The following is a 20,686-nucleotide window of genomic DNA, read 5'->3' on the forward strand; positions in this document are numbered from 1 at the left end:
CTTCCTCCGGCCGTGGCCGGAGGAAGGTTCAGGCCCCTTCGAGGTTGCCCTGGATGATGCTGCGCTCGTGCTCGACGTAGCGCCCGCTCTCGCCGAGCAGCGTGCCCAGCAGCCACAGGAACACGCCGAAGTCGTCGGCGACGCCGATCACCATCAGGAAGTCGGGCAGGACGTCGATCGGTGACAGGATGTAGACCACTCCGATGCCGAGCAGGGCGAGCTTGCCCTTGCCCAGGCCTGAATACTGGCCGCGCATGACCGCACCCACCATGCGCGGGACAGCTCTGACTCTCGCCATCAGGCCCGGCGATCCCGGCTTGGTCACCTCGCGATAGGTGCGCCACGCCGCCGCTGCCCGTGCTGCCTTAGCCATCATGAGATCCCCTTTACCCGCGGCTCTCACGACATAACGCGTCGGCGCGGCCACGAGTTCCTACCGATCGGGCCATCGCCGGGTGCTGGAAGGGCCCGGCCCGCCGGCCTCCGCTCCGGCTTCTGCCGCTCGCCGGTGCTCGGAGCCCTGGGTGCCTAGGCTCGGGGGGCCAGGGCCCGTACGGCCTGATCGATCGGGACCTCGCCGCCCGGGATGGGGGCGAGCACGGGCGTGTCCAGCCCGTTGTCCACGTACTGCTGGATCCGGGCCCGGCAGGTGGCCGCGTCGCCGTGCACGATCAGGGCGTCCACCACCTCGTCGGGGATCGCCTTGAGGGCCGCCGGGCGGTCGCCGGCCGCCCACGCCTCGTGCATCGGCCGCAGCACCTCACCGCGTCCCAGCCAGTCGTGGAAGGCGGCGTACACCGGCACGGTCAGGTAACTGGCCAGCATCCACCTGCCCAGTTCGCGCACTCTGTCGGTGTCCTCGCTCACGCAGACGAACAGGCGGGCGATCAGCTCGGTGTCCGGGCCGATCTCGGCGCGCACCTGGCGGACGTCCTCGGGCGAGAGCCAGTTGGTGATGGCCCCGTCGGCCTCCGCGGCGGCCAGGCGCAACATCCGGGGGCGCAGCGCGGCCAGCACGATCCGCGGCGGGATCTCGGGGGCCCGCTCCAGCTTGAACCCCTTGATCTCGAACGTCTCGTACGCCTCCGAGACCTTCTCCCCGGCCAGCGCCCTCCGCAGGAAGCGCAGGGTGTCGCGGGTGCGCGCGTACGGTTTGTCGAACGTACCGGCGTTCCACCGCTCGACGATCGCCGGAGAGGAGGCACCGATCCCCAGGACGAACCGCTCGGGCGCGAGGTCGGCCAGCGTGGCCGCGGACATGGCCAGCAGCCCAGGGCCGCGCGTCGAGACCGGCACGATCGCGCTGCCCAGCCTGATCCCCGGCGCCCACTGCGCGGCCATGGCCAGCGGGGTGAACCCGTCGGCCCCGTTGACCTCGGCGGACCAGGCGTCGGTGTAACCCAGTCCGGGCAGCTCCGCGATCAGCTCCCGCGACCTGGACAACGAGCGGTCGTAGAAGGGGATGGTCATGCCCCAGTTCTGCGTCATTCACGGCCTCCAGCTCTTCGGCGCAAGCCCCGCTACCGTACCAACCGCTCGGTATGTCCCCTAGGCGCGCAACTCGTGAACGGCGGCGATGAAGTCCTTCGTGATCCCCCGCAGCCCCGGCAGGTGCGACAACCCGACCAGCCGGTCCACCAGCGGCACCGTGACCTCGATCAACCGGTACGTACGGGCACAGCCAGGCGAGGTGTCGTGCACCCAGAACAGCACCATGCCCATGGACAGCAGCCAGAGCAGCTCGGGCAGCTCCTCCCGCAGCTCCGAGTTCATGCGGTCGCGCGCACCCTCGACGACCTGGCGGTAGATGGCTATGGACGCCTCACGGGCGGGCGAGGACTGGGCGCTGAAGGGGCTCAGCGGATTGGTCGGCTCGGCCGCGTGCTTGAAGAACTTGACGGCGAACTCGTGGTAAGGCTCGGAAACGCGTACCCACTCGCGCAGCACCCCGTCCAGCCGGGCCGCGAACGACGACTCGGTGGCCAGCAGGTCTCTGCAGGCCGCCTCGTGCTCGGCCTGCGCACGGTCGTAGTACGCCTGTATTAGGGCCTCCTTGCTCTCGAAGTAGTAGTAGGCGTTGCCCACTGACACCCCGGCCTCAGCGGCGATGGCACGCATGGTCGTCGCGTCGAAGCCGCGCTCCCTGAACAGTCGCAGTGCCGTCTCGACGATGACCTCTCGGGTGCTCTCCGATCCGCGGTTTCGGGCTTCGGACACGTTCGTCACTTTACGTCGTGGACGCACGTTAGGTCATGGAGCCGCACGGTGATCACCGCCACAAGGCAAAGTTGAGCCTGCGGCATGATTTCTCTCCTGTGAAAGGTGGGATTGTCGATTCAGGCGGAAGGGCTATTTCCGCGAAAAGGCATCGACATGTGGATACGTGGAAGAGCGCGCCTCGTCGTAGTCGTGCTTCTCGGCATAGACATCACCATAATCGCGCTGGCCACGGCGGCAGCGGCCGACACCTACCCCGAAGAGGAGTCGGCACCGAGCGTTCTGCACCTGGACAGGTTCCCCGGCTGGCAGTACGCGCCGGCTCCCATGAAGGAGGGGGCCGAGGTCATGTACGAGACGTACGGCGTGAGGCCGCAGTCGGCCCCGTTCTGGGCCCTCGAACACGCCATGGACAACATGGAGGACATCGGGCTGCGCCCCGCCCGGGCGTGGTCCCCCAAACACCGCTATGACGACGCGGCCTTCGAACGACATCCGTCCGTGACCTTCCGTCACCATCCGCACAGGCGGGCGAGAGCCGCCAGATCCACTACAAGCCCCGTTCACGCCAGGGCGGCGGTCATGCCCAAGTTGAGGCTGCCCATGGCTCAGCGGCGCGCACAGGTCGATCTGGCCCGTGTCACGCCCCGGCTGGCGGCCGTGCACATGTCCCACGCCACCGCGGCCGGCTGGCTGCGGAGCGCGGGCCTGCGTACGACGTCGACCGGCAACTGCGTGAGCCGGCACATGCACCACTGCACCTCGCTCGACTCGGTGCGCACGGGCACGATCACCCGGGTCATCCAGCTGAAGCGGGCCAGCGGCTGTCCGATCATGGTCACCGGTGGCACCGAGGCGGGGCACGCGCCCGGCCAGTTCAGCCACGGCAACGGCTACAAGCTCGACATCGGCCACAACGCCTGCATCGACCGGCACATCAGGAAAAATCACGACAGGATCGGGACCCGCGGCGACGGCTCCCCGCTCTACCGCTCCGCCTCAGGCACCACGTTCGCCGACGAGAGCGACCACTGGGACATCCTCTTCCGGTGACAGAGCCCGCCGCCACGGCCCCCCACGGGCCCTGACGCGGCCCATGACACCGTTCGACGCCCCGCAAGCGCCCCGAACGAAGATGTGACGCCGCACGAACCTACGTACGGCGCCACACCAGCGACCGCTGCCTCCCGGACCGGCCTCAGAGCTATGGACCGCTCTCGGCGACCGCTGCCTCCCGGACCGGCCTCAGAACTCGGCGGCGACCAGTTCGGCGATCTCCGCCGCGTTGAGCGCCGCGCCCTTGCGCAGGTTGTCACCGCACACGAACAGGTCGAGCGTGTTGGGGAAGTCGATCGCCTGCCGCACGCGGCCCACGTAGGTCGGGTCGGTGCCCACCACGTCCAGCGGTGTCGGGAACACCCCATCGGCCGGGTCGTCCATGAGGACCACCGTCGGCGCCGCCTCCAGGATCCGGTGCGCGTCGGCGACCGTGATCTCGCGCTCGAACCGCGCGTGCACGGCCAGCGAGTGCGTCGTGATCACCGGCACGCGCACGCAGGTCGCGGAGACCTTCAGGTCCGGGATGCCGAGGATCTTGCGGGACTCGTTGCGGAGCTTGAGCTCCTCGGAGGCCCAGCCGCCGTCCTTGAGCGAGCCCGCCCACGGCACCACGTTGAACGCGATGGGCGCGGGGAACGGCGACTCCTCCGGCAGCTTGTTGGTCAGCACCTTGCGCACGTCACCGGCCGTCTGCGCGATCGTACGGTCGCCCGCCAGCGCCTCGATCTCGTCGTAGAGCCGCGCCGAGCCCGCCACGCCGGCACCCGAGACCGCCTGGTAGGAGGCGACGACCAGCTCCGTCAGCGTGAACTCGGCGTGCAGCGCGCCCATGGCCGCCATCATCGACAGCGTCGTGCAGTTGGGGGTCGAGATGATGCCCCGCGGCCGGTCGCGGGCGTCGAGCGGGTTGACCTCGGGCACGACCAGGGGCACGTCGGGCTCCATCCGGAACGTGCCGGACTTGTCGATCACGATCGCGCCGCGCTCGGCCGCGATCGGCACCCAGACGGCCGACACCTCGTCGGGCACGTCGAAGATGGCCACGTCGATGCCGTCGAACACCTCGGGCGCGAGGGCCTGCACCACGACGTCCTGGCCGCGCACCTGGAGAACCTTGCCCGCCGAGCGGGCGGAGGCGACGAGACGGATCTCGCCCCAGATGTCCTCGCGGGTCGAGACGATGTCACGCATGACGGTGCCCACGGCGCCGGTGGCGCCGATCAGGGCGAGATTGGGCCTGCTCATCGTCCTGAACCTCCATAGACCACGGCTTCGACCTGGTCGGCGTCGAGATCGAAGGCGCGGTGCGCGGCCGCCACGGCCGCGTCGACGCCGTCCTGCCCGACGACCACTGAGATGCGGATCTCCGAGGTGGAGATCATCTCGATGTTGACCCCCGCGTCGGCGAGGGCCGCGAAGAACGTCGCCGTGACGCCGGGGTGCGAGCGCATGCCCGCGCCGATCAGCGACACCTTCCCGATCTGGTCGTCGAAGAGCAGCGACTCGTAGGCGATGTCACCCTGGATCTTCTTCAACGCCGTCAGCGCGGTCGGGCTGTCGGCCGTGGGCAGCGTGAAGGAGATGTCGGTGCGGCCGGTGGCCGCTGCCGAGACGTTCTGCACGATCATGTCGATGTTGATCTCGGCGTCGGCCAGTGTTTTGAAGATCGAGGCAGCCTCGCCGACCTTGTCGGGCACCCCGACAACAGTGATCTTGGCCTCGCTCCGGTCGTGCGCGACGCCGGAGATGATCGGCTGCTCCATCTCGGTTCCTTCGCTGTAAGGGTCGGAGACGACCCACGTGCCTTCCTTGGTGCTGAACGAACTGCGTACGTGAATCGGCAGGTCGAACCGGCGCGCGTATTCGACGCACCGCAGATGCAGGATCTTCGCGCCGCAGGCCGCCATCTCCATCATCTCGTCATAGGAGATCCTGGGGATCTTGCGGGCCGCGGTCACGATGCGCGGGTCGGCGGTGAAGATGCCGTCCACGTCGGTGTAGATCTCGCACACGTCGGCCTCCAGGGCCGCCGCGAGCGCCACCGCCGTCGTGTCGGAGCCACCCCTGCCCAGCGTGGTGATGTCCTTGGTGTCCTGCGAGACACCCTGGAAACCGGCCACGATCGCGATGTGACCCTGGTCGATCGCCTCGCGGATGCGGCTGGGCGTCACGTCGATGATGCGGGCCTTGCCGTGCGTCGAGTCGGTGATCACGCCTGCCTGCGAACCGGTGAACGAGCGGGCCTCGTGGCCGAGGTTGGCGATGGCCATCGCCAGCAGGGCCATCGAGATGCGCTCGCCCGAGGTCAGCAGCATGTCGAGCTCGCGGCCCGGAGGCAGCGGTGACACCTGCTCGGCCAGGTCGAGCAGCTCGTCCGTCGTGTCGCCCATGGCGGAGACGATCACGACCACGTCGTTGCCGGCTTTTTTCGTCGCGACGATCCGCTGCGCGACCCGCTTGATGCAGGACGCGTCGGCGACGGACGAACCACCGTACTTTTGCACAACGAGCGCCACGAGAGTCTCCCGGTCTGGACTGTGAGGTGTCAGTCTATCGGGGGCCTTTCATGGGCCTGATGGTTCGTACCAGCATGTGGACCGGTCAGACGGTGGTGGCCTCCTCGGCCACGTCAAGCCGCGAGTGGGCGACCAGGGCCTGCAGCGCACGCATCGCGGCGCCGGCGTGGTTGCCCCAGGTGTTGAAGTAGGAGTATTGCCACCACCACAGCGCCTCGTGCGGGCGGCCCGCGTGGAAGTGGCGCAGCCCGTGGATGAGGTCGGCGGCGACCGCGGTCAGGTCGTCCGACAGCCGGTAGGGCGTGACGCCGGTGTCCTTGTACGGGTCGAACACCTCGGCGTAGTCGTCGACCGCCTCCAGCCGCTCGGCCAGGGCGGTGCGCACGCCGTCGATGTCCGGGTCCTCACTCATGGGCGGCTCGTAGTTGCCCGCCAGGATCACGTCCTGGTTCGCGCCGAGCTTGGCACCCGCCAGGCTCACCTGGGCGACCTCCACCAGCAGGAGCGACCAGATGGCGTCGCCGCCCTCGCCGCCCGCGACCCTGGTCAGGCCGTCCACGTAGTCTTGCGCGTGCACGGAGATCTCTTCCGCCAGCGCGCTCCACTGGTCAGACATCCAGCAGCCTCCGTCCTTCGAACGCGCGGCCCAAGGTCACCTCGTCGGCGTATTCGAGGTCACCGCCCACAGGCAGACCGCTGGCCAGTCGTGTCACTTTCACACCCATCGGCTTGACCAGACGGGCAAGGTAGGTTGCCGTCGCCTCACCCTCAAGGTTGGGGTCGGTGGCGAGGATGAGCTCGGTGACCCGGCCGTCGGCCAGGCGGGTCATGAGCTCGCGAATGCGCAGGTCGTCGGGTCCGATGCCGTCGATCGGGCTGATCGCGCCACCGAGCACGTGGTAGGTGCCGCGGAACTCGCGCGTCTTCTCGATCGCCACGACGTCCTTCGACTCCTCCACGACGCAGATCACATGCGTGTCGCGACGCGGGTCGCGGCAGATGCGGCACTCCTCCTCGGCGGCCACGTTTCCGCACACCCGGCAGAAGCGGACCTTCTCCTTGACCTCCAGCAGCGCGTGGGCCAGCCGTTTGACGTCGGCTGGATCGGCCGCCAGCAGATGGAACGCGATCCGCTGCGCGCTCTTGGGACCGACGCCGGGCAGCAGGCCCAGCTCGTCGATCAAGTTCTGGACGACCCCTTCGTACATGCCTAGAACCCTGGCAGCTGTCCGAGGCCGCCGCCGCCCAGGCCCTGGGCCAGCGGACCGAGCTTCTCCTGCTGCAGGTCGGCCGCCGCGCGCACGGCGTCGCGGACGGCCGCGATCACCAGGTCGGCGATCGTCTCCGCGGTGTCCTGCGCGTCTCCCGCGTCGATCACGCTCGGGTCGATCTTGAGCTCGAGCAACTCGCCCGAGCCGTTGACGATGGCCGTGACCAGGCCCCCGCCCGCCGAGCCCTCGATCTGCGCGTCGTTCAGCTCCTGCTGGGCGCTCACAAGCTGCTGCTGCATGAGCTGTGCCTGCTCCAGCAGCTGCTGCAGGTTGACATCCCCTGGGTTCACCGTCGTGCGCTCCTCGTGGCTCCGCGTTCTTGACTGCCACGAGCCTACGGTGTTTGGGCGGCGTCATGTACTGGCGCGTCCCCATGTTTCGCCCTTGGGCCCCTGTTCTGAGCGTGTGCGGCATTGTCGTCCGTCGTCGCGGCCGGGGCTCCATCGCCGTCCCCGCCGGTCGTCTTCGCTGTTGCCCGGCCTGTTCTTGAGCCGTCGTTCAGTCCGGTCCCCGGCATTCGGGACGGCTCGGCTGTCGTTCCGGCCGGATCGGGCATCCGTTCAGGTCAGCCCCATCAGCCCGTTCAGGTCGACCCCGTCAGTCCAACCAACCCAGCCCCGCCAGTCCGCTCCGCGTCGTGCAGTGTCAGGCTCATCCGATTCGCGTGCGGCGGAAGGATCTGTTTGGGCCGGCTCCGGGAAGATCTCCGATCCCGCCAGGCCGTCGTTTCTGGCCGGATCTCGGCCCCCCTCCAGCGTCCGAGACCCGGCCAATCACGTCGGACGGAGCGGCCGCACCACGCCGACGTGTTGAGCAGCACGCTAGCCATGCGAACGTTGCACACAGGTTGCGTTCATTCAATCACCGTATGCAATCCCCCCGAATCGGTTGCGCGGATCGCCGACACGACGGATGCTCTGAAATAACTACTTGGAGTGACGATGAGTTACCCCCATCTCGACGCGTACTCCCGCCTGCTGCGCGGCGCGCACGAAGCCGCCGTTGTCGGTGGGAACTGGCCAGAGCAGCCCCGTCGTCTGATCACGGCCTCCTGGCGGCGTTCTCTGGAGGCAGGGATCGATCCGGAGATCAAAAGCGCGCCGTTGGTCTATGACCGGTCCCACCTCAAGGACGCGCGCGCCGCTCATCCGCTGCGGCCTCTGCTCCCGCTGCTCAGCCAGACCCTGTCCAGTGTGGCCAAGGAGACCGGTAACGTCATGATCGTCACGGATTGCGACGGACGCGTGTTGTGGCGGGAGGGCTGCCACGCGAGCATGAGCCGCGCCGACCAGATCGGCCTGGCCGACGGGCACAACTGGTCCGAGCACAGCGTCGGCACCAACGGCATCGGCACCGCGCTGGCCGCGAACCGTCCGGTCCACGTCTACTCGGAAGAGCACCTCATGCGCGTGCTGCACGTCTGGTCCTGCAGCGCCGCCCCGATCACCGACCCGGACTCGGGCCGCATCATCGGCTGCGTCGACGTCAGCGGCAGGGCCCGTACCCTGCACCCGGCCACCGTCGCGCTGGTCGCCGCCGCCGCCAAGCTCGCGGAGACCCAGCTCGCGCTGCGGATGCACGAGCGTGACGAACGCCTGCGCCGCCGCTACGACTCCCTGCGGAGCGGGCCGGGCGTGCTGCTGTCGGCCACCGGCCGGGTCATCTCCGGCGACCCGGCGGGCGACCTGGGCAACCGCGTCCACCTCGGCGAGCAGCCGCAGCGCGTCCCCGGCCGGCGCATGATCCTCAGAGACGGCACCGTGGCCCGCCTCGAACCCTTCTCGGACGGCTTCCTCCTGCACCACGTCTCCTCCACCGCGACCCCGATCCTGACCCTGTCGTTCCTCGGCCTCGGCCCGCCCTCGGCCACCTTCGACGGCCACGACCGGTCGCTCTCCCTCCGGCACGCCGAGATCCTCGCGCTCCTGGCCCTGCACCCGTACGGGCTGACGGCCGAGCAGCTCTCATGCCATCTGTACGGGGACGACGGCAACCCGGTGACGATCAGGGCCGAGATCCATCGGCTGCGTAGCCAGCTCGGAGACGCCATCGCGGCGAAGCCGTACCGGCTGGTCTGCTCGGTCGAGGCCGACTTCCTGGACCTGCGCCGCCATCTCGCGGCGGGCGACCCACGGTCACTGGCCCGCGCGTACACCGGGCCGCTGCTGGTGCGCTCGGAGTCCCCGGAGATCCGGCGGGAACGCGACGAGCTGGAGGCCCAGGTCCGGGCCTGCCTGCTGCGGCACGGAGCGCCGGAGGATCTGTGGGCGTACGCACAGACCCTCAACGGCCGCGACGACTACGAGGTCCTGGAACGCCTCGCCGCCCTCGCCCCCGCCGACCCCCGCTCCGCCGCCGCCCGCTCCCGCCTCACCTGAACCCGTCTCCTCCATTCCAAGCATCCTTTACGGCAGAGCACGGGAGAGCACTCCCCACCGTCGTCCCTACGGACCTTCACTTCAACGCCCCTCGGCCGTCCCGGCGCAGACCGCAACGTCGCAACCTTGACCCTCTGGTCGGTCCCGTCCGCCCCCCACGACCAACGACGGAATCCAGCACCTTGGGAGGCGTCCGCGCACACACGACCCTCGCCTAGCAGCGGCGCGCGATTCCCGGAGCGGCGCGCGATCCCAGAAGCAGTGCGCGATTCCCGGAGCAGTGCGCGGTCCTAGGAGCTGTGCGCGATCCCAGGAGGCGCGCAGTCCCAGGAGCGGCGCGCGATCCCAGAAGCAGTGCCTGATCCCCGATCCCAGGAGCTGTGCGCCCACGAGTTGTGGGCCCGGGAGCCACTGTGCCCTCATGCCGTAGTCGAGAGCGCTGACCCCCGGGACGCTGGACCGGGCGGCGGCCGCCGGTTCGGTTCGGTTACGTGTGGTCGATTTCGCCTATCACCTTGGCGCCGAGTTCCCGCTCCAGCAGGGCCATTCCGGAGACCGCGTCCACGTCGGCGTCCTCGTCGTTCAAGGGGTCGACGTCGTCCGATTCCAGGCCCTTGTCGCGACCGGGGATCTTCTCCGGCCAGGCCGGGGCACCACGACGAGCGGCCGGGACGCGCGGGCCCGCCTGAGCCGCCGCTGGGGCGCCGCCGCTCGTGTGCTGGACGGCGCTCACCGTGTGCGTGAAATCAGGGGCGGGCGGGGAGCCAGGGGCGAGGTCGTCGGGGGCGTCGGGCCAGGACTCGTCGGTGGTCTGGTGTCCCGGAGGTTGGCCGGGGTCCTGCGCACCCTGGCCGTCATCCTGCGAGGTGGCCTGCGAAGATGTGCCCTGCGAGGACGTACCGTGTGACGACGTGCGTCCGTGCGGGGCCGGCACGGACGACTGGGCGCCTGCCGTCCCCTGCGGGCCGGTGGATCCCTGAGAGCCGGGCGAACCTTGGCCGTGGCCCTGGTTGTGACCGGCGGGCCCAGTCGTCCCCTGGCCTCCCTGTGGGCGCGCGGGACCCCGGGAGGGTGGCGGACCCGGGGCCGGGGCGCCGCCGACGACGGCTTCGACCCGCCACGTACCGCCGAGCACGTCGCCGAGCGCGGCGGCCACCACGGCGTCCTTGCCGCCGCCGGTGAAGTTCTTCATCGCGCCGACCTGGCTGAACCCGAGCGTGACCAGATTGCTTTCCACGCCCACCACCTGGGCGTTGGTGCTCACGTTGGCCCACACCACGATGCTGCGCTGCTTGAGCGCGGCCAGCACGGCGGGCCACTGCGCCTGCATGGCCCCCGCCCCGCCCGCAACCGGGCCTCCCTGCCCGGCGCTCGTGGCGGGCTCGGAAGAACCCTGGGGAGCGGACTGCGTACCGCCTGCCGACGGGGACTGCGCACCAGTGGCGGCGGCGGACGAGCCGGGCCGGGCCGTTTCGGGCCAGTCGTCGGCGGGCGCCGCCGCACCGGTGGACCCCGATGCAGATACGGCCCCACCGGCCGCTTCCACCGGAGCACCAGCCTGAGCCGAACCCGCGGACGCCGGCTGTCCGCGTGACATGCCTGGCCTGGGTATCGCGACCGGGCTTGAAGCGGCAGGACTCGGAGCGGCCGCAGCGGGGGCGACAGGCGCGGCGGAGGTGGACGCGGCACCGGTGGCGCGGGCGGCCATCTGGGCGACGGCGCCACCGCGTTCGAGACGTTCGAGGCGAGCCAGCAGGGCGTCCTCACCCTGCGAGGCGCCAGGAAGCAGCACGCGGGCGCACATCAGCTCCAGCAGCAACCGCGGCGAGGTGGCGCCGCGCATCTCCGTGAGACCGGCGTTGAAGACCTCGGCCGCACGGGTGAGCTCCGCCGGCCCCATCGAGGCCGCCTGCTGGACGAGGCGCTCCAGCTCGTCGGCCGGGCGGTCGAGCAGCCCGCTGGAGGCCGCCTCGGGAACGTTCGCCAGGATCACCAGGTCACGGAAGCGTTCGAGCAGGTCTGAGGCGAACCGGCGGGGGTCGTGGCCGCCTTCGATGACCCGGTTGACCGTGTGGAAGACCTGGGCGCCGTCCCTGGCCGCGAACGCGTTGACGACCTCGTCCAGCAGGTCGCCGTCGGTGTAGCCGAGCAGGGAGACGGCCTTGGCGTAGGTGATGCCGTCTTCCTCCGCCCCGGCGAGCAGCTGGTCGAGGATGGAGAGGGAGTCACGGGCGGAGCCGGCCCCGGCGCGTACGACGAGGGGGAGGGCGTTCGGCTCGAAGGGCACGTTCTCCGAAGTGAGGATCTCCTCCAGGAGCGCCCTGAGCGTGGCGGGCGGCATCAGCCTGAACGGGTAGTGGTGCGTACGCGACTTGATCGTGCCGATGACCTTTTCCGGCTCGGTCGTCGCGAAGATGAACTTCAGGTGCGGCGGGGGCTCCTCGACGAGCTTGAGCAGCGCGTTGAACCCCTCGCGGGTCACCATGTGCGCCTCGTCGATGATGTAGATCTTGTAGCGCGCGGAGACGGGCGCGAAGAAGGCACGTTCGCGCAGGTCACGGGCATCGTCCACACCGCCGTGCGAGGCGGCGTCGATCTCGATCACATCGAGGTGACCCGGACCGGTCGGGGCCAGCGCGACACACGACTCGCAGACACCACAGGGATCGGGCGTCGGTCCCTGCTCGCAGTTGAGGGAGCGCGCCAGGATGCGGGCACTGGAGGTCTTTCCACAACCTCGGGGGCCACTGAACAAGTAAGCGTGGTTGATCCGGCCCGTGCGCAACGCCTGCCGCAACGGGTCAGTGACGTGTTCCTGTCCCTTGACCTCGGCGAAGGTCCCGGGCCGGTACTTGCGGTAAAGCGCAAGGCTCATGCGACCATCCCGCCTGCGAGGGGGCTCCCAACGAAGAGACCCCCCGCACACCCGCCAGAGCCCGCTTATCCTTGCTGCCTTCCGGCCCTGGGGAGGTTCACAGGATGACGCCGCGCGAGGGGTCCCTGAACAGTCTAGCCGGACGCGGCAGTGCTCGCTCCACCCCCGAAAGCCCGGCGAAAACGTGGTCTGCACACTCCTGAAAGTCCGGTAAGCTCGTCGGCGGAGGATTCGCCTAGTGGCCGAGGGCGCACGCTTGGAAAGCGTGTAAAGGGCAACCTTTCGGGGGTTCAAATCCCCCATCCTCCGCGCCTGGTTGAGGCAGTAAACGCGAAGGGGCCGACCCCATCCAAGTCGGCCCCTTTCGCTATGCCCAGCCTAAGTTGCCTCCATCGCGTTCCCTCGGGCAGCTGAGCTTGGTGTGGTGATCAGGCCGCGCGAGCATCCTCGAAGTCGGCCGGGCTGCGGTAGCCCAGACTGCTGTGCAAGTCGTCCCATCAGCCCGGTGACTTCCGCATTCGCTCACGTCGAGCAGAAACCAAGGCGTTTCGGCGGTGGTGCACACAATGGCGATGGCTTAACAAGCGGCTTGCTTCAGGCAGATCCGGACGACGGTGTTCTCGATCTGATCGTGCGGCTCGCCTGACCGGCTCGGAGCTTCCGTTCGGTGAACCGGTGGTGGGCGGACGACGTCCTTAGCGGTGTGAAGCCCATCCATTGGATCAGCGCAGTCGCGGCGGCGGTCCTGCTTCTCACGGCGGTCGTCCTGGTTCCGGGCACGGTCGAAGAGCCTGCGCCGCCGGTGCCGGCCTCGTGTCCGCAGCGATGGGAAAGCAACGAGATCGGCCGCTGGGTGCCGGCCCCCGCTGACCTCGACGGGGTTGAGGACTCACTCGTACCCGGTACGCCCACAAGCGCGTTGATCTGCGCCTATCCCGGGCAGAACTCGAATCCGGGCAGGGAGTCGCTCGCCGGATCACGTACCTTGACCGACCAGGCCAAGTCGATGGCCTACGACCTGGGCTACCTTCCGGTCACCACCGAGCGCATCGAAAAGGTGTGCACGTTGATCGGCGGGCAGGTGACGAACTACCTCATCCGGTTCGCCTACCCCGATGGCCAGGCGCTGTGGGTGGGCAGCGCCGAAGAGATCAACTCCTGCGTCACGACCACCAACGGCACGGTCGCCAGCGATTCCTACATCGGGCCCAGCATCACCGCTGCCTACCGCACCGGGACCTGGAAACTCCTCCAGCCGAAGGACCCGTGCGACCCGACGACCGGACGGCGGGGGCAGAACGAGCAGATGGTGCCCGATGGGGCGATCAAGGTGCTGGTCTGCCGGGAGGTATCGAGCGGCAACTCCACCCCCCGCCCGTCACACGGGCCGGAGCATGGGGAGCAACAGGCGCGTGAGCTGGCGGCGGAGCTGAACTCGCTGGACGCCGAACCGGGCGGGAACACGTGCAGAGAAGTCGGTGGTGGACAACGGGAGATGCTCTATCTGCACTTCGGTTATGAGGAGGGACCCTCGGCTTGGGTGCGGATCAATCCCGGTTGCCGACCCTCGGTGAACAACGGGGTGCTGGTGGGGGATCTGAACGATGCGCTTCTTGCCCAGATGGATCGGCTGGCGCCACCTGCCTGAGTCCTTGGCCAAGGCCTGCCCGACTCAGGCCGCCTGGCCTGCCCTGATCGGCCTGCGCCAGAGCCACGCTACGCGCCGACCCTGCTGACCCAGCTGATCGCCGAGTTCCCGTCCTGGCCCGGATGGGGAACGCCGGGCCGGGTGTCAGTTCGCCTCAGGCCGGTTGTTCTTGCCATCCAGCCACAGGGTGTCGGACTCGTCTCGATGTGAACCGGAGGTCCCGACATGCTTTGCGTCGATCTTCGGGCCCTTCTTGATCACATGCACCAACGCCATCGCGTGCCCGCGGCCAAGGCCGTAGTCCTGCTTCAGCCACTCGATGATCGTCCCCGCCTTCGTGGACGGCTCATCGAAGCCGCGCTCCTTCGCCAAGGCCATGAACTCTCGCGGCGTCAGCCCGGTCTTGTCCTCGATGTTGTCCAAATATGCCTGAAACGACATAGCTCTCTCCACTCCTCATCTGACATTTCGGGCATAGTGTCCCATTGGTGATGGTCCTGGCATCTATGCGAGGGCATCTCCCAAGAACCTGGCGGCATGGTCGAGCGCCTGGTCGGCCTCGTCCATCACGCCGGCCATGAGCGGGTACACATGCGGCGCGCCGGCGACGACGTCCAGGCTGACGTCGACCTCGTGTTCCGCGGCTCGGACCGCCAGCCGGAGCGAGTCATCGAGCAGGACCTCGGCTGAGCCGACCTGGATCAGCAGCGGGGGCAGACCGGTCAGGTCCGCCAGAAGCGGGCTGGCCAACTCGTCCTTCGGGTCGTGACCGGCGAGGTAGTGCTCGGCGTACTCCGCCATGTGCGCGCGGCTGAACAGCGGATCGACATCACCGCGGGAGTCGAGGCTCGCACCGGACAGCGTCAAATCCGTCCACGGCGAGAAAAGAGCCGCGGCGACCGGCAACGGCAGACCGTCCCGCCGCGCGGCCAGCATGGTGGCGAGGGCCAGCCCACCGCCGGCGGAGTCGCCCGCGATCACGATCCGGCGACCGCTCCCAAGCAGATCTCCGTACGCCGCCAGTGCGTCGTCGACCGCCGCCGGGAACGGGTTCTCCGGCGCGAGGCGGTAGTCCAGCGACACCGCCGCAAGCCCGGTACGGCGTGCGAGCGGCGCAGCCAGGCCGGCCCCCGTCCGGGCCGAGCCGACGACGTAACCGCCTCCGTGCAAATAGAGGATCACCGCGTCGCCATCGGCGCCCTCGACCTGAACATCCAGGGCCGGAACACCTCCCAGCGTGCGAGGTGCCAGCGTGATGTCGTCGCCGAGCGGGCCCCGTGCGAACAGCTCGTCGAACTCGGCGCGCTGCCGACTCGGCGGACGGCCGAGCTCACCTTTGATGATCATGGATCGTGCCGCGGAGCGTTGGTCGCGCGTCATCATCGTTCCCTACTGATAGGTTCCACGGAATGCACTTTATGGCAACTACATTCCAAGGAACCTAATTCTGGGGAAGGTTGTGACGGACCTCACATCGTTGTTCACGGACCTGGTACGGGTGGAAACGCGGCTCTACAACGCGCTCGACGCCCGGCTGAAGGCCGAGCACGACCTACCGCTGGGCCAGTTCGAGTTCCTGCGCTTCATCGCCCGGCGTGGCGTGGCCCGGGTCTACGATCTCGCGCACGAGGCGGCCATCACGATCGGCGCCACCAGCAAGGCCGTCGACCGGCTCGAAGCCGCCGGCCGCTGCCGCCGCACCGCGAACCCGGACGACCGAAGGTCCTCCCTGGTCATGCTCACCCCGGAGGGCGAACGCATCCTGGCCGAAGCCACCCCGACGGTCGAGGCCGAACTCCAGACCTGGATCGGCTCGGTGCTCCCGGCCGACGTCCTGGAGAACCTTGCGGTCAACCTCTCCATGCTCCGCCGGCGGGCCGAGACGGATCATCGGACGGATCGGATGGAGCCCTGATCGGATCGGTTACACGTCATCGGGGCCGAAGGGCGGGAAATAAGGCTGATCGAGGTGGGTGACGCGAAGGCCGTCGTTCCGTGCGGCGGTGATATCGACGTCAACATCTGCGTACAGGACGAGCTCGGCGAGGTCACGCAGTGGCGGCAACACCCCGAAGTCGCCTGCCACGACCGGCCCGTCAAGGGGCCCAGGTCCATGCCGTTGACATCCCAGAGCAACGCCTCGGTCACCGCCGGCAGCGACCTGACGGGGTCGAAATACCAGACCCATTCAAAGTCGGTCGTGAGGCGACGGCGTCGCAGGATTGCAGCTGGACGTGGAGGCGTGGGCGTGTCGGCGCCGCACAACACCCTCCGCCACACCGGTGAAAGGCCACTCCAGAAATCCTCCCAGGTGTGTCCTTCCATTTGCGCTTTCCATTCACCGTGGCCCCAAGCAACTGCTCGTCAGACGTGGCCGGCCGCCGGATCCTGGACGCCGGTTGTGCCTCAGGCCCCGTGTCCGCCGCGCTACGCGACCGCGGTGCCGTCGTCACCGGCATCGACTCCAGCGCGGGGATGCTGGAGTTGGCCAGGCGGCGGCTCGGTGACGACGCGGACCTGCGCGTGGTCGACCTGCGCGATCCGCTGCCGTTCGATGACGACTCGTTCGACGACGTCGTCGCGTCGCTGGTGCTGCACTATCTGGAGGCCTGGGGGCCGACGCTGGCCGGGTTGCGGCCCGTGCTCAGGCCCGGCGGCCAGCTGATCGCCTCGGTGAACCACCCGTTCGCGGTGCACGTGAGCCAGCCTCCTCCTCGACCCAGCTACTTCGCGAACACCAGCTGTACCGACGCATGGACGTTCAACGGACGATCCTTCACCGCCGCTGGCTTCCGCCTGGCCGACTCGGCCCTTACGACGGAGGATCCCATGATCGAGGTGATCCCGGATCAAGCGGCGGTCGGCTTGAGAGCCTGAACGATGGCGGAGTGGAGCCCGCCGCCAGCGTCGGCGGTGGGCGTGATGCGGACGTTGGTGAAACCGACGTCCTGCAGTAGCTGCCCATATTCGCGGGCGGTGAGGGTGCCGTTGGCGCAACCCACGCGTTGTTCGGCCGCAGCGCGCTGATCGTGGTCCAGGCCGTCGTCGGCGATGACGTCGCTGATGCCCAGGCGGCCGCCGGGTGTCAGGACACGGAAGGCTTCGGCCAGCACGGCGGGTTTGTCGGTGGAGAGGTTGATGACGCAGTTCGAGATGACCACGTCGACCGCGCCCGTGGGCAACGGAATGTCCTCGATGTGGCCGTGCAGGAACTCGACGTTGTCCGCTCCGGCCTGGACGGCGTTGGTACGGGCCAGGGCGAGCATGTCGGGGCTGGCGTCCAGGCCGTAGGCGCGGCCGGTGGGGCCGACACGGCGGGCGGACAGCAGCACGTCCAGGCCGCCGCCGGAGCCCAGGTCCAGCACAGTCTCGCCGGGGTGCAGGTCGGCGACGCTGAGCGGGTTGCCACAACCGAGGCTGGCGCGCAGGGCCGCCTCCGGCACCTCGGCTGTCTCGGCGTAGGCGGCGGCGCCGAAGCAGCCCTCGGTGAAAGCGCCGGCCTCGCAGTCCAGCGGCGTGCCGCCGGACACGGCCAGCTGAGCCAGCCCGGAGTAGCGCTGAACGGTGGCCTGGCGCCGGTCGGTGGGTTCACTCATCGGTAGCTCCTGACGCGGGCGTACAGGTGGGCGGTGTGGGGGCGGGGCGGCCCATGACGAGGTCGGCGGCGCTGGGGAAGCACTCCACGCACGCGGTGTTGATCCGGTAGAAGGCCGAGGTGCCGACGCGCTCGACCAGCACGAACCGCACCTCGGACAACGTCTTGAGGTGCGCTGAGACGGTGGACTGGCCCACGTCGACGGCCTCGACGATCTCGCCCACGCTCATCGGCGCGCCGCGACGGGCCAGCAGCGAGACGATCTGTACGCGGGTGGCGTCGGCCAGGGCCTTGAACCACGAGGCGTACGTGGCTGCGGTCGGCCGATCGAGCGGCCCTTTGTCATCATCCATCGTTAATCGACGATAGACGATAAAGGACCGTCCGGGGAAGCATGCCGTGATGGACTCGGCAGCCGAGGTCAGGTGACGACGGGGCTGCGACGCTCGATCAGGACGACGTCGCGCCAGCTGCCGTGAAGGCGGCCGATGCGTTCGCGGGTGCCGATCACCCGAAATCCGGCGCGGGCGTGCAGGGCCAGGCTGGCGGTGTTCTCGGGGAAGATCCCAGACTGGATGGTCCAGACGCCCGCCGCCTCGGTGGAGGCGATCAGTGCCCGCAGCAGCGCCAGGCCGACGCCACGGCGGCGGGCACCGGGGTGCACGTAGACCGAATGCTCGACCACCCCGGCATAGGCGCCGCGGGCCGAAACGGCCGAGGCGGCGATCCAGCCGAGCACTTGACCGGGCATGCCATCGAGGGCGCCGAGGGCCACGTGGCGGTGCTCGGGCAACTTGGCCGCGTCGAACTGAGCCCAGGTCGGGGCGGTGGTCTCGAAGGTGGCCTGGCCTTCGTCGATGCCGAGCTGGTAGACGGCCAGCACCTGATCGGCGTGGGCGGCGCGCATGGGCTCGATGACGAGCGCGCGGGCCGTCTCGTCCCTTGCGGTGACGTTCACCTGGTCCCCGTGTGAGCGGAGGTGAGGTCGGCGATCAACGCCCGTACGCGGGCCTCGATCGTGTCCCGGATCGGACGTACGGCTTCGATGCCCTGTCCGGCCGGGTCGTCCAGCACCCAGTCCTCATAACGTTTGCCGGGAAAGACCGGGCAGGCGTCACCACAGCCCATGGTGATCACGACCTCGCTGGCCTGGACCGCATCGACCGTGAGCACCTTGGGGATCTCGGCGGAGAGGTCGATGCCACGCTCTGCCATCGCCTCCACCACGGCCGGATTCACCTGATCGGCGGGCGCGGAACCGGCCGAACGCACGCGGACCCGATCACCGGCCAGCCGGCTCAGGAAGGCGGCGGCCATCTGGGAGCGGCCGGCGTTGTGCACGCACACGAACAACACCTGCGGCGGCTGGTCGGACACGGGTTCCTCCTATCGTGGCTGGTAGGCGGAGCCGGGAACGGGCTCCGCACCGGCTCGCGGGCTGCCGGGGTAGAGCATGACCAGCAACAGGCCGCCGAGCGCGGCCCCGGCCAGCTGGGCGACGATGAAGCCGGGCACGGAAGCCGGGGCGATCCCGGCGAAAGTGTCGGTGAAGGCCCGGCCCAGGGTGACGGCGGGGTTGGCGAAGCTGGTGCTGGACGTGAACCAGTAGGCGGCGCCGATGTAGCCGCCGACCGCGACCGGGGCCAGCGCGGCACGGCCCTGCCGGGCCAGGGCGAAGACGACCACGACGAGCCCGGCGGTGGCCACCACCTCGCCCAGCAGCAGGTGAGGTGCCGACCGGTCATGGGCCGAGAGCTGGACGGCCGGGAGCCCGAACATGGCGTTCGCCAGGACGGCCCCGGAGACGGCTCCGGCGGTCTGGGCGGGCACGTAGGCCGCCACCTCCCGGCCACGCACGGCGGGGGCGGCATCGCGTCGGGTGAGGACCCAGGCCGCCACGGAGACGACCGGGTTGAAGTGCGCGCCGGACACGGGGGCGAGGATCACGATGAGCACCGCCAGGCCCGCCGCCGTGGCCAGGCTGTTGGCCAGCAGTCGCACGCCGGCGTCCCGCGACAGATCGGCTGCCATGGTGCCGGAGCCGACCACCACGGCCACCAGGGCGGCGCTGCCGGCGAACTCGGCCAGCGCCCGGCGCGCGAGGCTCACCGAACGTCCGCTGACAGCGCTTCCGGCAGGGCCAGGACGCTGGTCAGGCGCTTGAGCGTGGCCGGCACGATCCAGTAGTAGATCCAGGTGCCGCGTCGCTCACTGTCGATCAGACCGGCCTCACGCAGAACCTTCAGGTGGTGAGAGATGGTGGGCGCGGTGACCGTGAAGGCGACGGTCAGCTCGCACACGCACACCCCGTCGCCCACCTTGCGGCCGCTCTCGTGTGCGCCGATCAGGGACAGCAGCCGCAATCGGATCGGGTCGCCCAGGGCCTTGAACACGCGTGCCGTGTCGGCGGCCTCGTCCTCGGCGATGGGTTCGGCGATCAGCGGCGTGCAGCACCCGGAGGAGAGCACCGGCAGCTCCTGCTTCGACATGTCTCTAATTTGACAGAAATCTAAGCAGAAGCGCAAACTCATGACTGCTTAGACATCCGTCGAAACACCGAGATGGGAGATCGTCATGTCACGCGTCCAGCTCGCTCTGCGCGTCGCCGACCTGGAGAGCTCGATCACCTTCTACTCCAAGCTGTTCGGCACCGAACCGGCCAAGCGCCGTCCCGGCTACGCCAACTTCGCCATCGCCGAGCCGCCCCTGAAGCTGGTGCTCATCGAGGGCGAGGACGGGGAGCCGACCCGCATGGACCATCTCGGCGTCGAGGTCGAGGACACCGCCCTGGTCAACGCCGCCACCCAGCGGCTCAAGGACGCCGGCCTGGCCACCTTCGAGGAGAACGACACCTCCTGCTGCTACGCCCTCCAGGACAAGGTCTGGGTGCACGGCCCCGGCGCCGAGCCGTGGGAGGTGTACGTGGTCAAGGCCGACGCCGACACCCTCGGCAAGTCCGACGGCCGGGCACAGGACTCCTGCGCCTGCCAGACGAACGACCCCGCGCCAGTCGGGGCGCACGCCGAGGCGGAGCCCGCCACGGTTTCGGGCCGCGGCTGCTGCTGACCCGGGCGTCGTCCGTCCAGCACGCGGCCGATGATCGGCTCGCGGGTTGCCTGCGTACACT

General features: G+C 69.2%; 24 protein-coding genes, 1 tRNA gene and 1 other RNA gene. 7 read left to right on the top strand and 19 right to left on the bottom strand.

From position 1 onward, the window contains the following. Nucleotides 1-28: 28 nt before the first annotated feature. From BLS95_RS28140 to BLS95_RS28150, 3 genes are all read right to left on the bottom strand, one after another. A complete protein-coding gene (locus tag BLS95_RS28140) occupies nt 29-376 on the bottom strand; it encodes a YkvA family protein (protein ID WP_245765320.1) in 348 nt (115 codons plus the stop codon). Nucleotides 377-528: 152 nt separating this feature from the next. Continuing rightward, nucleotides 529-1,488, bottom strand: coding sequence for an LLM class F420-dependent oxidoreductase (locus BLS95_RS28145; protein WP_090937597.1), 960 nt, complete (start codon nt 1,486-1,488; stop codon nt 529-531). A 60-nt stretch (nt 1,489-1,548) separates the two neighbouring features. Further along, nucleotides 1,549-2,217, bottom strand: a complete 669-nt coding sequence (locus BLS95_RS28150) for a TetR/AcrR family transcriptional regulator (protein WP_176993411.1) — start codon at nt 2,215-2,217, stop codon at nt 1,549-1,551. A gap of 192 nt (nt 2,218-2,409) precedes the next feature. Here BLS95_RS28150 and BLS95_RS28155 point away from each other — a divergent pair, with 192 nt between their 5' ends. Further along, nucleotides 2,410-3,270: a hypothetical protein gene (locus BLS95_RS28155; RefSeq protein ID WP_090937600.1), complete on the top strand. Its 861-nt coding sequence runs from the start codon at nt 2,410-2,412 to the stop codon at nt 3,268-3,270. 192 nt (nt 3,271-3,462) lie between these two features. On the opposite strand, the gene BLS95_RS28160 is transcribed toward BLS95_RS28155, so the two are convergent. The 5 genes from BLS95_RS28160 to BLS95_RS28180 form a co-directional block, all read right to left on the bottom strand. Then, on the bottom strand, nt 3,463-4,521 hold the full coding sequence (locus BLS95_RS28160) for an aspartate-semialdehyde dehydrogenase (RefSeq protein ID WP_090937603.1): 1,059 nt from the start codon (nt 4,519-4,521) through the stop codon (nt 3,463-3,465). Next, complete coding sequence (locus tag BLS95_RS28165) at nt 4,518-5,792, bottom strand: aspartate kinase (protein ID WP_090937605.1); 1,275 nt, start codon at nt 5,790-5,792, stop codon at nt 4,518-4,520. Before BLS95_RS28165 ends, BLS95_RS28160 begins: the two co-directional genes overlap by 4 nt. An 85-nt stretch (nt 5,793-5,877) precedes the next feature. Further along, the gene (locus BLS95_RS28170; protein ID WP_090937608.1) at nt 5,878-6,408 is read right to left on the bottom strand and encodes a DUF5063 domain-containing protein; all 531 of its coding nucleotides are present in this window, start codon (nt 6,406-6,408) and stop codon (nt 5,878-5,880) included. Further along, nucleotides 6,401-7,000, bottom strand: coding sequence for a recombination mediator RecR (gene recR, locus BLS95_RS28175; RefSeq protein ID WP_090937611.1), 600 nt, complete (start codon nt 6,998-7,000; stop codon nt 6,401-6,403). Before recR ends, BLS95_RS28170 begins: the two co-directional genes overlap by 8 nt. A 2-nt stretch (nt 7,001-7,002) precedes the next feature. Further along, nucleotides 7,003-7,353 carry a YbaB/EbfC family nucleoid-associated protein gene (locus tag BLS95_RS28180; protein ID WP_176993412.1) on the bottom strand — a complete coding sequence of 117 codons (351 nt, stop codon included), beginning with the start codon at nt 7,351-7,353 and terminating at the stop codon, nt 7,003-7,005. Nucleotides 7,354-8,004: 651 nt separating this feature from the next. Between BLS95_RS28180 and BLS95_RS28185 the strand changes: the two genes are divergently transcribed. After that, nucleotides 8,005-9,441 carry a GAF domain-containing protein gene (locus BLS95_RS28185; protein WP_090938072.1) on the top strand — a complete coding sequence of 479 codons (1,437 nt, stop codon included), beginning with the start codon at nt 8,005-8,007 and terminating at the stop codon, nt 9,439-9,441. A 487-nt stretch (nt 9,442-9,928) separates the two neighbouring features. On the opposite strand, the gene BLS95_RS28190 is transcribed toward BLS95_RS28185, so the two are convergent. Beyond that, entirely contained in the window at nt 9,929-12,316 is a 2,388-nt protein-coding gene (locus tag BLS95_RS28190; protein WP_090937614.1) for a DNA polymerase III subunit gamma and tau, read from the bottom strand. A 31-nt stretch (nt 12,317-12,347) separates the two neighbouring features. Then, nucleotides 12,348-12,443, bottom strand: an RNA gene (gene ffs, locus BLS95_RS28195) — signal recognition particle sRNA small type. A gap of 97 nt (nt 12,444-12,540) precedes the next feature. Between ffs and BLS95_RS28200 the strand changes: the two genes are divergently transcribed. Next, nucleotides 12,541-12,625 (top strand) — tRNA-Ser (locus BLS95_RS28200). Between the two features lie 358 nt (nt 12,626-12,983). Beyond that, a complete protein-coding gene (locus BLS95_RS28205; RefSeq protein WP_143043902.1) occupies nt 12,984-13,964 on the top strand; it encodes a hypothetical protein in 981 nt (326 codons plus the stop codon). 144 nt (nt 13,965-14,108) lie between these two features. Here the strand turns inward: BLS95_RS28205 and BLS95_RS28210 are convergent, their stop codons facing one another. Together BLS95_RS28210 and BLS95_RS28215 are read right to left on the bottom strand one after the other, a co-directional pair. Continuing rightward, nucleotides 14,109-14,405, bottom strand: coding sequence for a DUF4287 domain-containing protein (locus tag BLS95_RS28210; RefSeq protein WP_090937621.1), 297 nt, complete (start codon nt 14,403-14,405; stop codon nt 14,109-14,111). Between the two features lie 63 nt (nt 14,406-14,468). Then, nucleotides 14,469-15,347, bottom strand: a complete 879-nt coding sequence (locus BLS95_RS28215; protein ID WP_245765321.1) for an alpha/beta hydrolase — start codon at nt 15,345-15,347, stop codon at nt 14,469-14,471. 76 nt (nt 15,348-15,423) lie between these two features. Here BLS95_RS28215 and BLS95_RS28220 point away from each other — a divergent pair, with 76 nt between their 5' ends. Beyond that, the gene (locus BLS95_RS28220; protein WP_090937624.1) at nt 15,424-15,879 is read left to right on the top strand and encodes a MarR family winged helix-turn-helix transcriptional regulator; all 456 of its coding nucleotides are present in this window, start codon (nt 15,424-15,426) and stop codon (nt 15,877-15,879) included. A gap of 9 nt (nt 15,880-15,888) precedes the next feature. Here the strand turns inward: BLS95_RS28220 and BLS95_RS55890 are convergent, their stop codons facing one another. Further along, nucleotides 15,889-16,050, bottom strand: coding sequence for a hypothetical protein (locus BLS95_RS55890; RefSeq protein ID WP_176993413.1), 162 nt, complete (start codon nt 16,048-16,050; stop codon nt 15,889-15,891). 329 nt (nt 16,051-16,379) lie between these two features. Between BLS95_RS55890 and BLS95_RS28225 the strand changes: the two genes are divergently transcribed. Further along, a complete protein-coding gene (locus tag BLS95_RS28225) occupies nt 16,380-16,841 on the top strand; it encodes a methyltransferase domain-containing protein (protein WP_425434751.1) in 462 nt (153 codons plus the stop codon). On the opposite strand, the gene BLS95_RS28230 is transcribed toward BLS95_RS28225, so the two are convergent. The 6 genes from BLS95_RS28230 to BLS95_RS28255 all read right to left on the bottom strand — a co-directional run bounded on the left by BLS95_RS28230 (nt 16,814) and on the right by BLS95_RS28255 (nt 20,048). Continuing rightward, complete coding sequence (locus BLS95_RS28230; protein WP_090937629.1) at nt 16,814-17,560, bottom strand: methyltransferase domain-containing protein; 747 nt, start codon at nt 17,558-17,560, stop codon at nt 16,814-16,816. The two genes, BLS95_RS28225 and BLS95_RS28230, sit on opposite strands and share 28 nt — an antisense overlap. Continuing rightward, nucleotides 17,553-17,912, bottom strand: a complete 360-nt coding sequence (locus BLS95_RS28235; RefSeq protein ID WP_090937632.1) for an ArsR/SmtB family transcription factor — start codon at nt 17,910-17,912, stop codon at nt 17,553-17,555. Before BLS95_RS28235 ends, BLS95_RS28230 begins: the two co-directional genes overlap by 8 nt. 68 nt (nt 17,913-17,980) lie before the next feature. Beyond that, the gene (locus BLS95_RS28240) at nt 17,981-18,517 is read right to left on the bottom strand and encodes a GNAT family N-acetyltransferase (RefSeq protein ID WP_245765322.1); all 537 of its coding nucleotides are present in this window, start codon (nt 18,515-18,517) and stop codon (nt 17,981-17,983) included. After that, complete coding sequence (locus BLS95_RS28245; RefSeq protein WP_090937635.1) at nt 18,514-18,936, bottom strand: arsenate reductase ArsC; 423 nt, start codon at nt 18,934-18,936, stop codon at nt 18,514-18,516. The genes BLS95_RS28240 and BLS95_RS28245 overlap by 4 nt, the downstream gene beginning before the upstream one ends. 9 nt (nt 18,937-18,945) lie before the next feature. Continuing rightward, complete coding sequence (locus tag BLS95_RS28250; protein WP_218136013.1) at nt 18,946-19,668, bottom strand: aquaporin; 723 nt, start codon at nt 19,666-19,668, stop codon at nt 18,946-18,948. Next, a complete protein-coding gene (locus tag BLS95_RS28255; protein WP_090937641.1) occupies nt 19,665-20,048 on the bottom strand; it encodes an ArsR/SmtB family transcription factor in 384 nt (127 codons plus the stop codon). Before BLS95_RS28255 ends, BLS95_RS28250 begins: the two co-directional genes overlap by 4 nt. 85 nt (nt 20,049-20,133) lie before the next feature. Between BLS95_RS28255 and BLS95_RS28260 the strand changes: the two genes are divergently transcribed. Next, complete coding sequence (locus BLS95_RS28260; protein WP_090937645.1) at nt 20,134-20,625, top strand: ArsI/CadI family heavy metal resistance metalloenzyme; 492 nt, start codon at nt 20,134-20,136, stop codon at nt 20,623-20,625. Nucleotides 20,626-20,686 lie beyond the last annotated feature (61 nt).

It is taken from the genome of Nonomuraea jiangxiensis, from assembly GCF_900099965.1.
Classification (GTDB): domain Bacteria; phylum Actinomycetota; class Actinomycetes; order Streptosporangiales; family Streptosporangiaceae; genus Nonomuraea; species Nonomuraea jiangxiensis.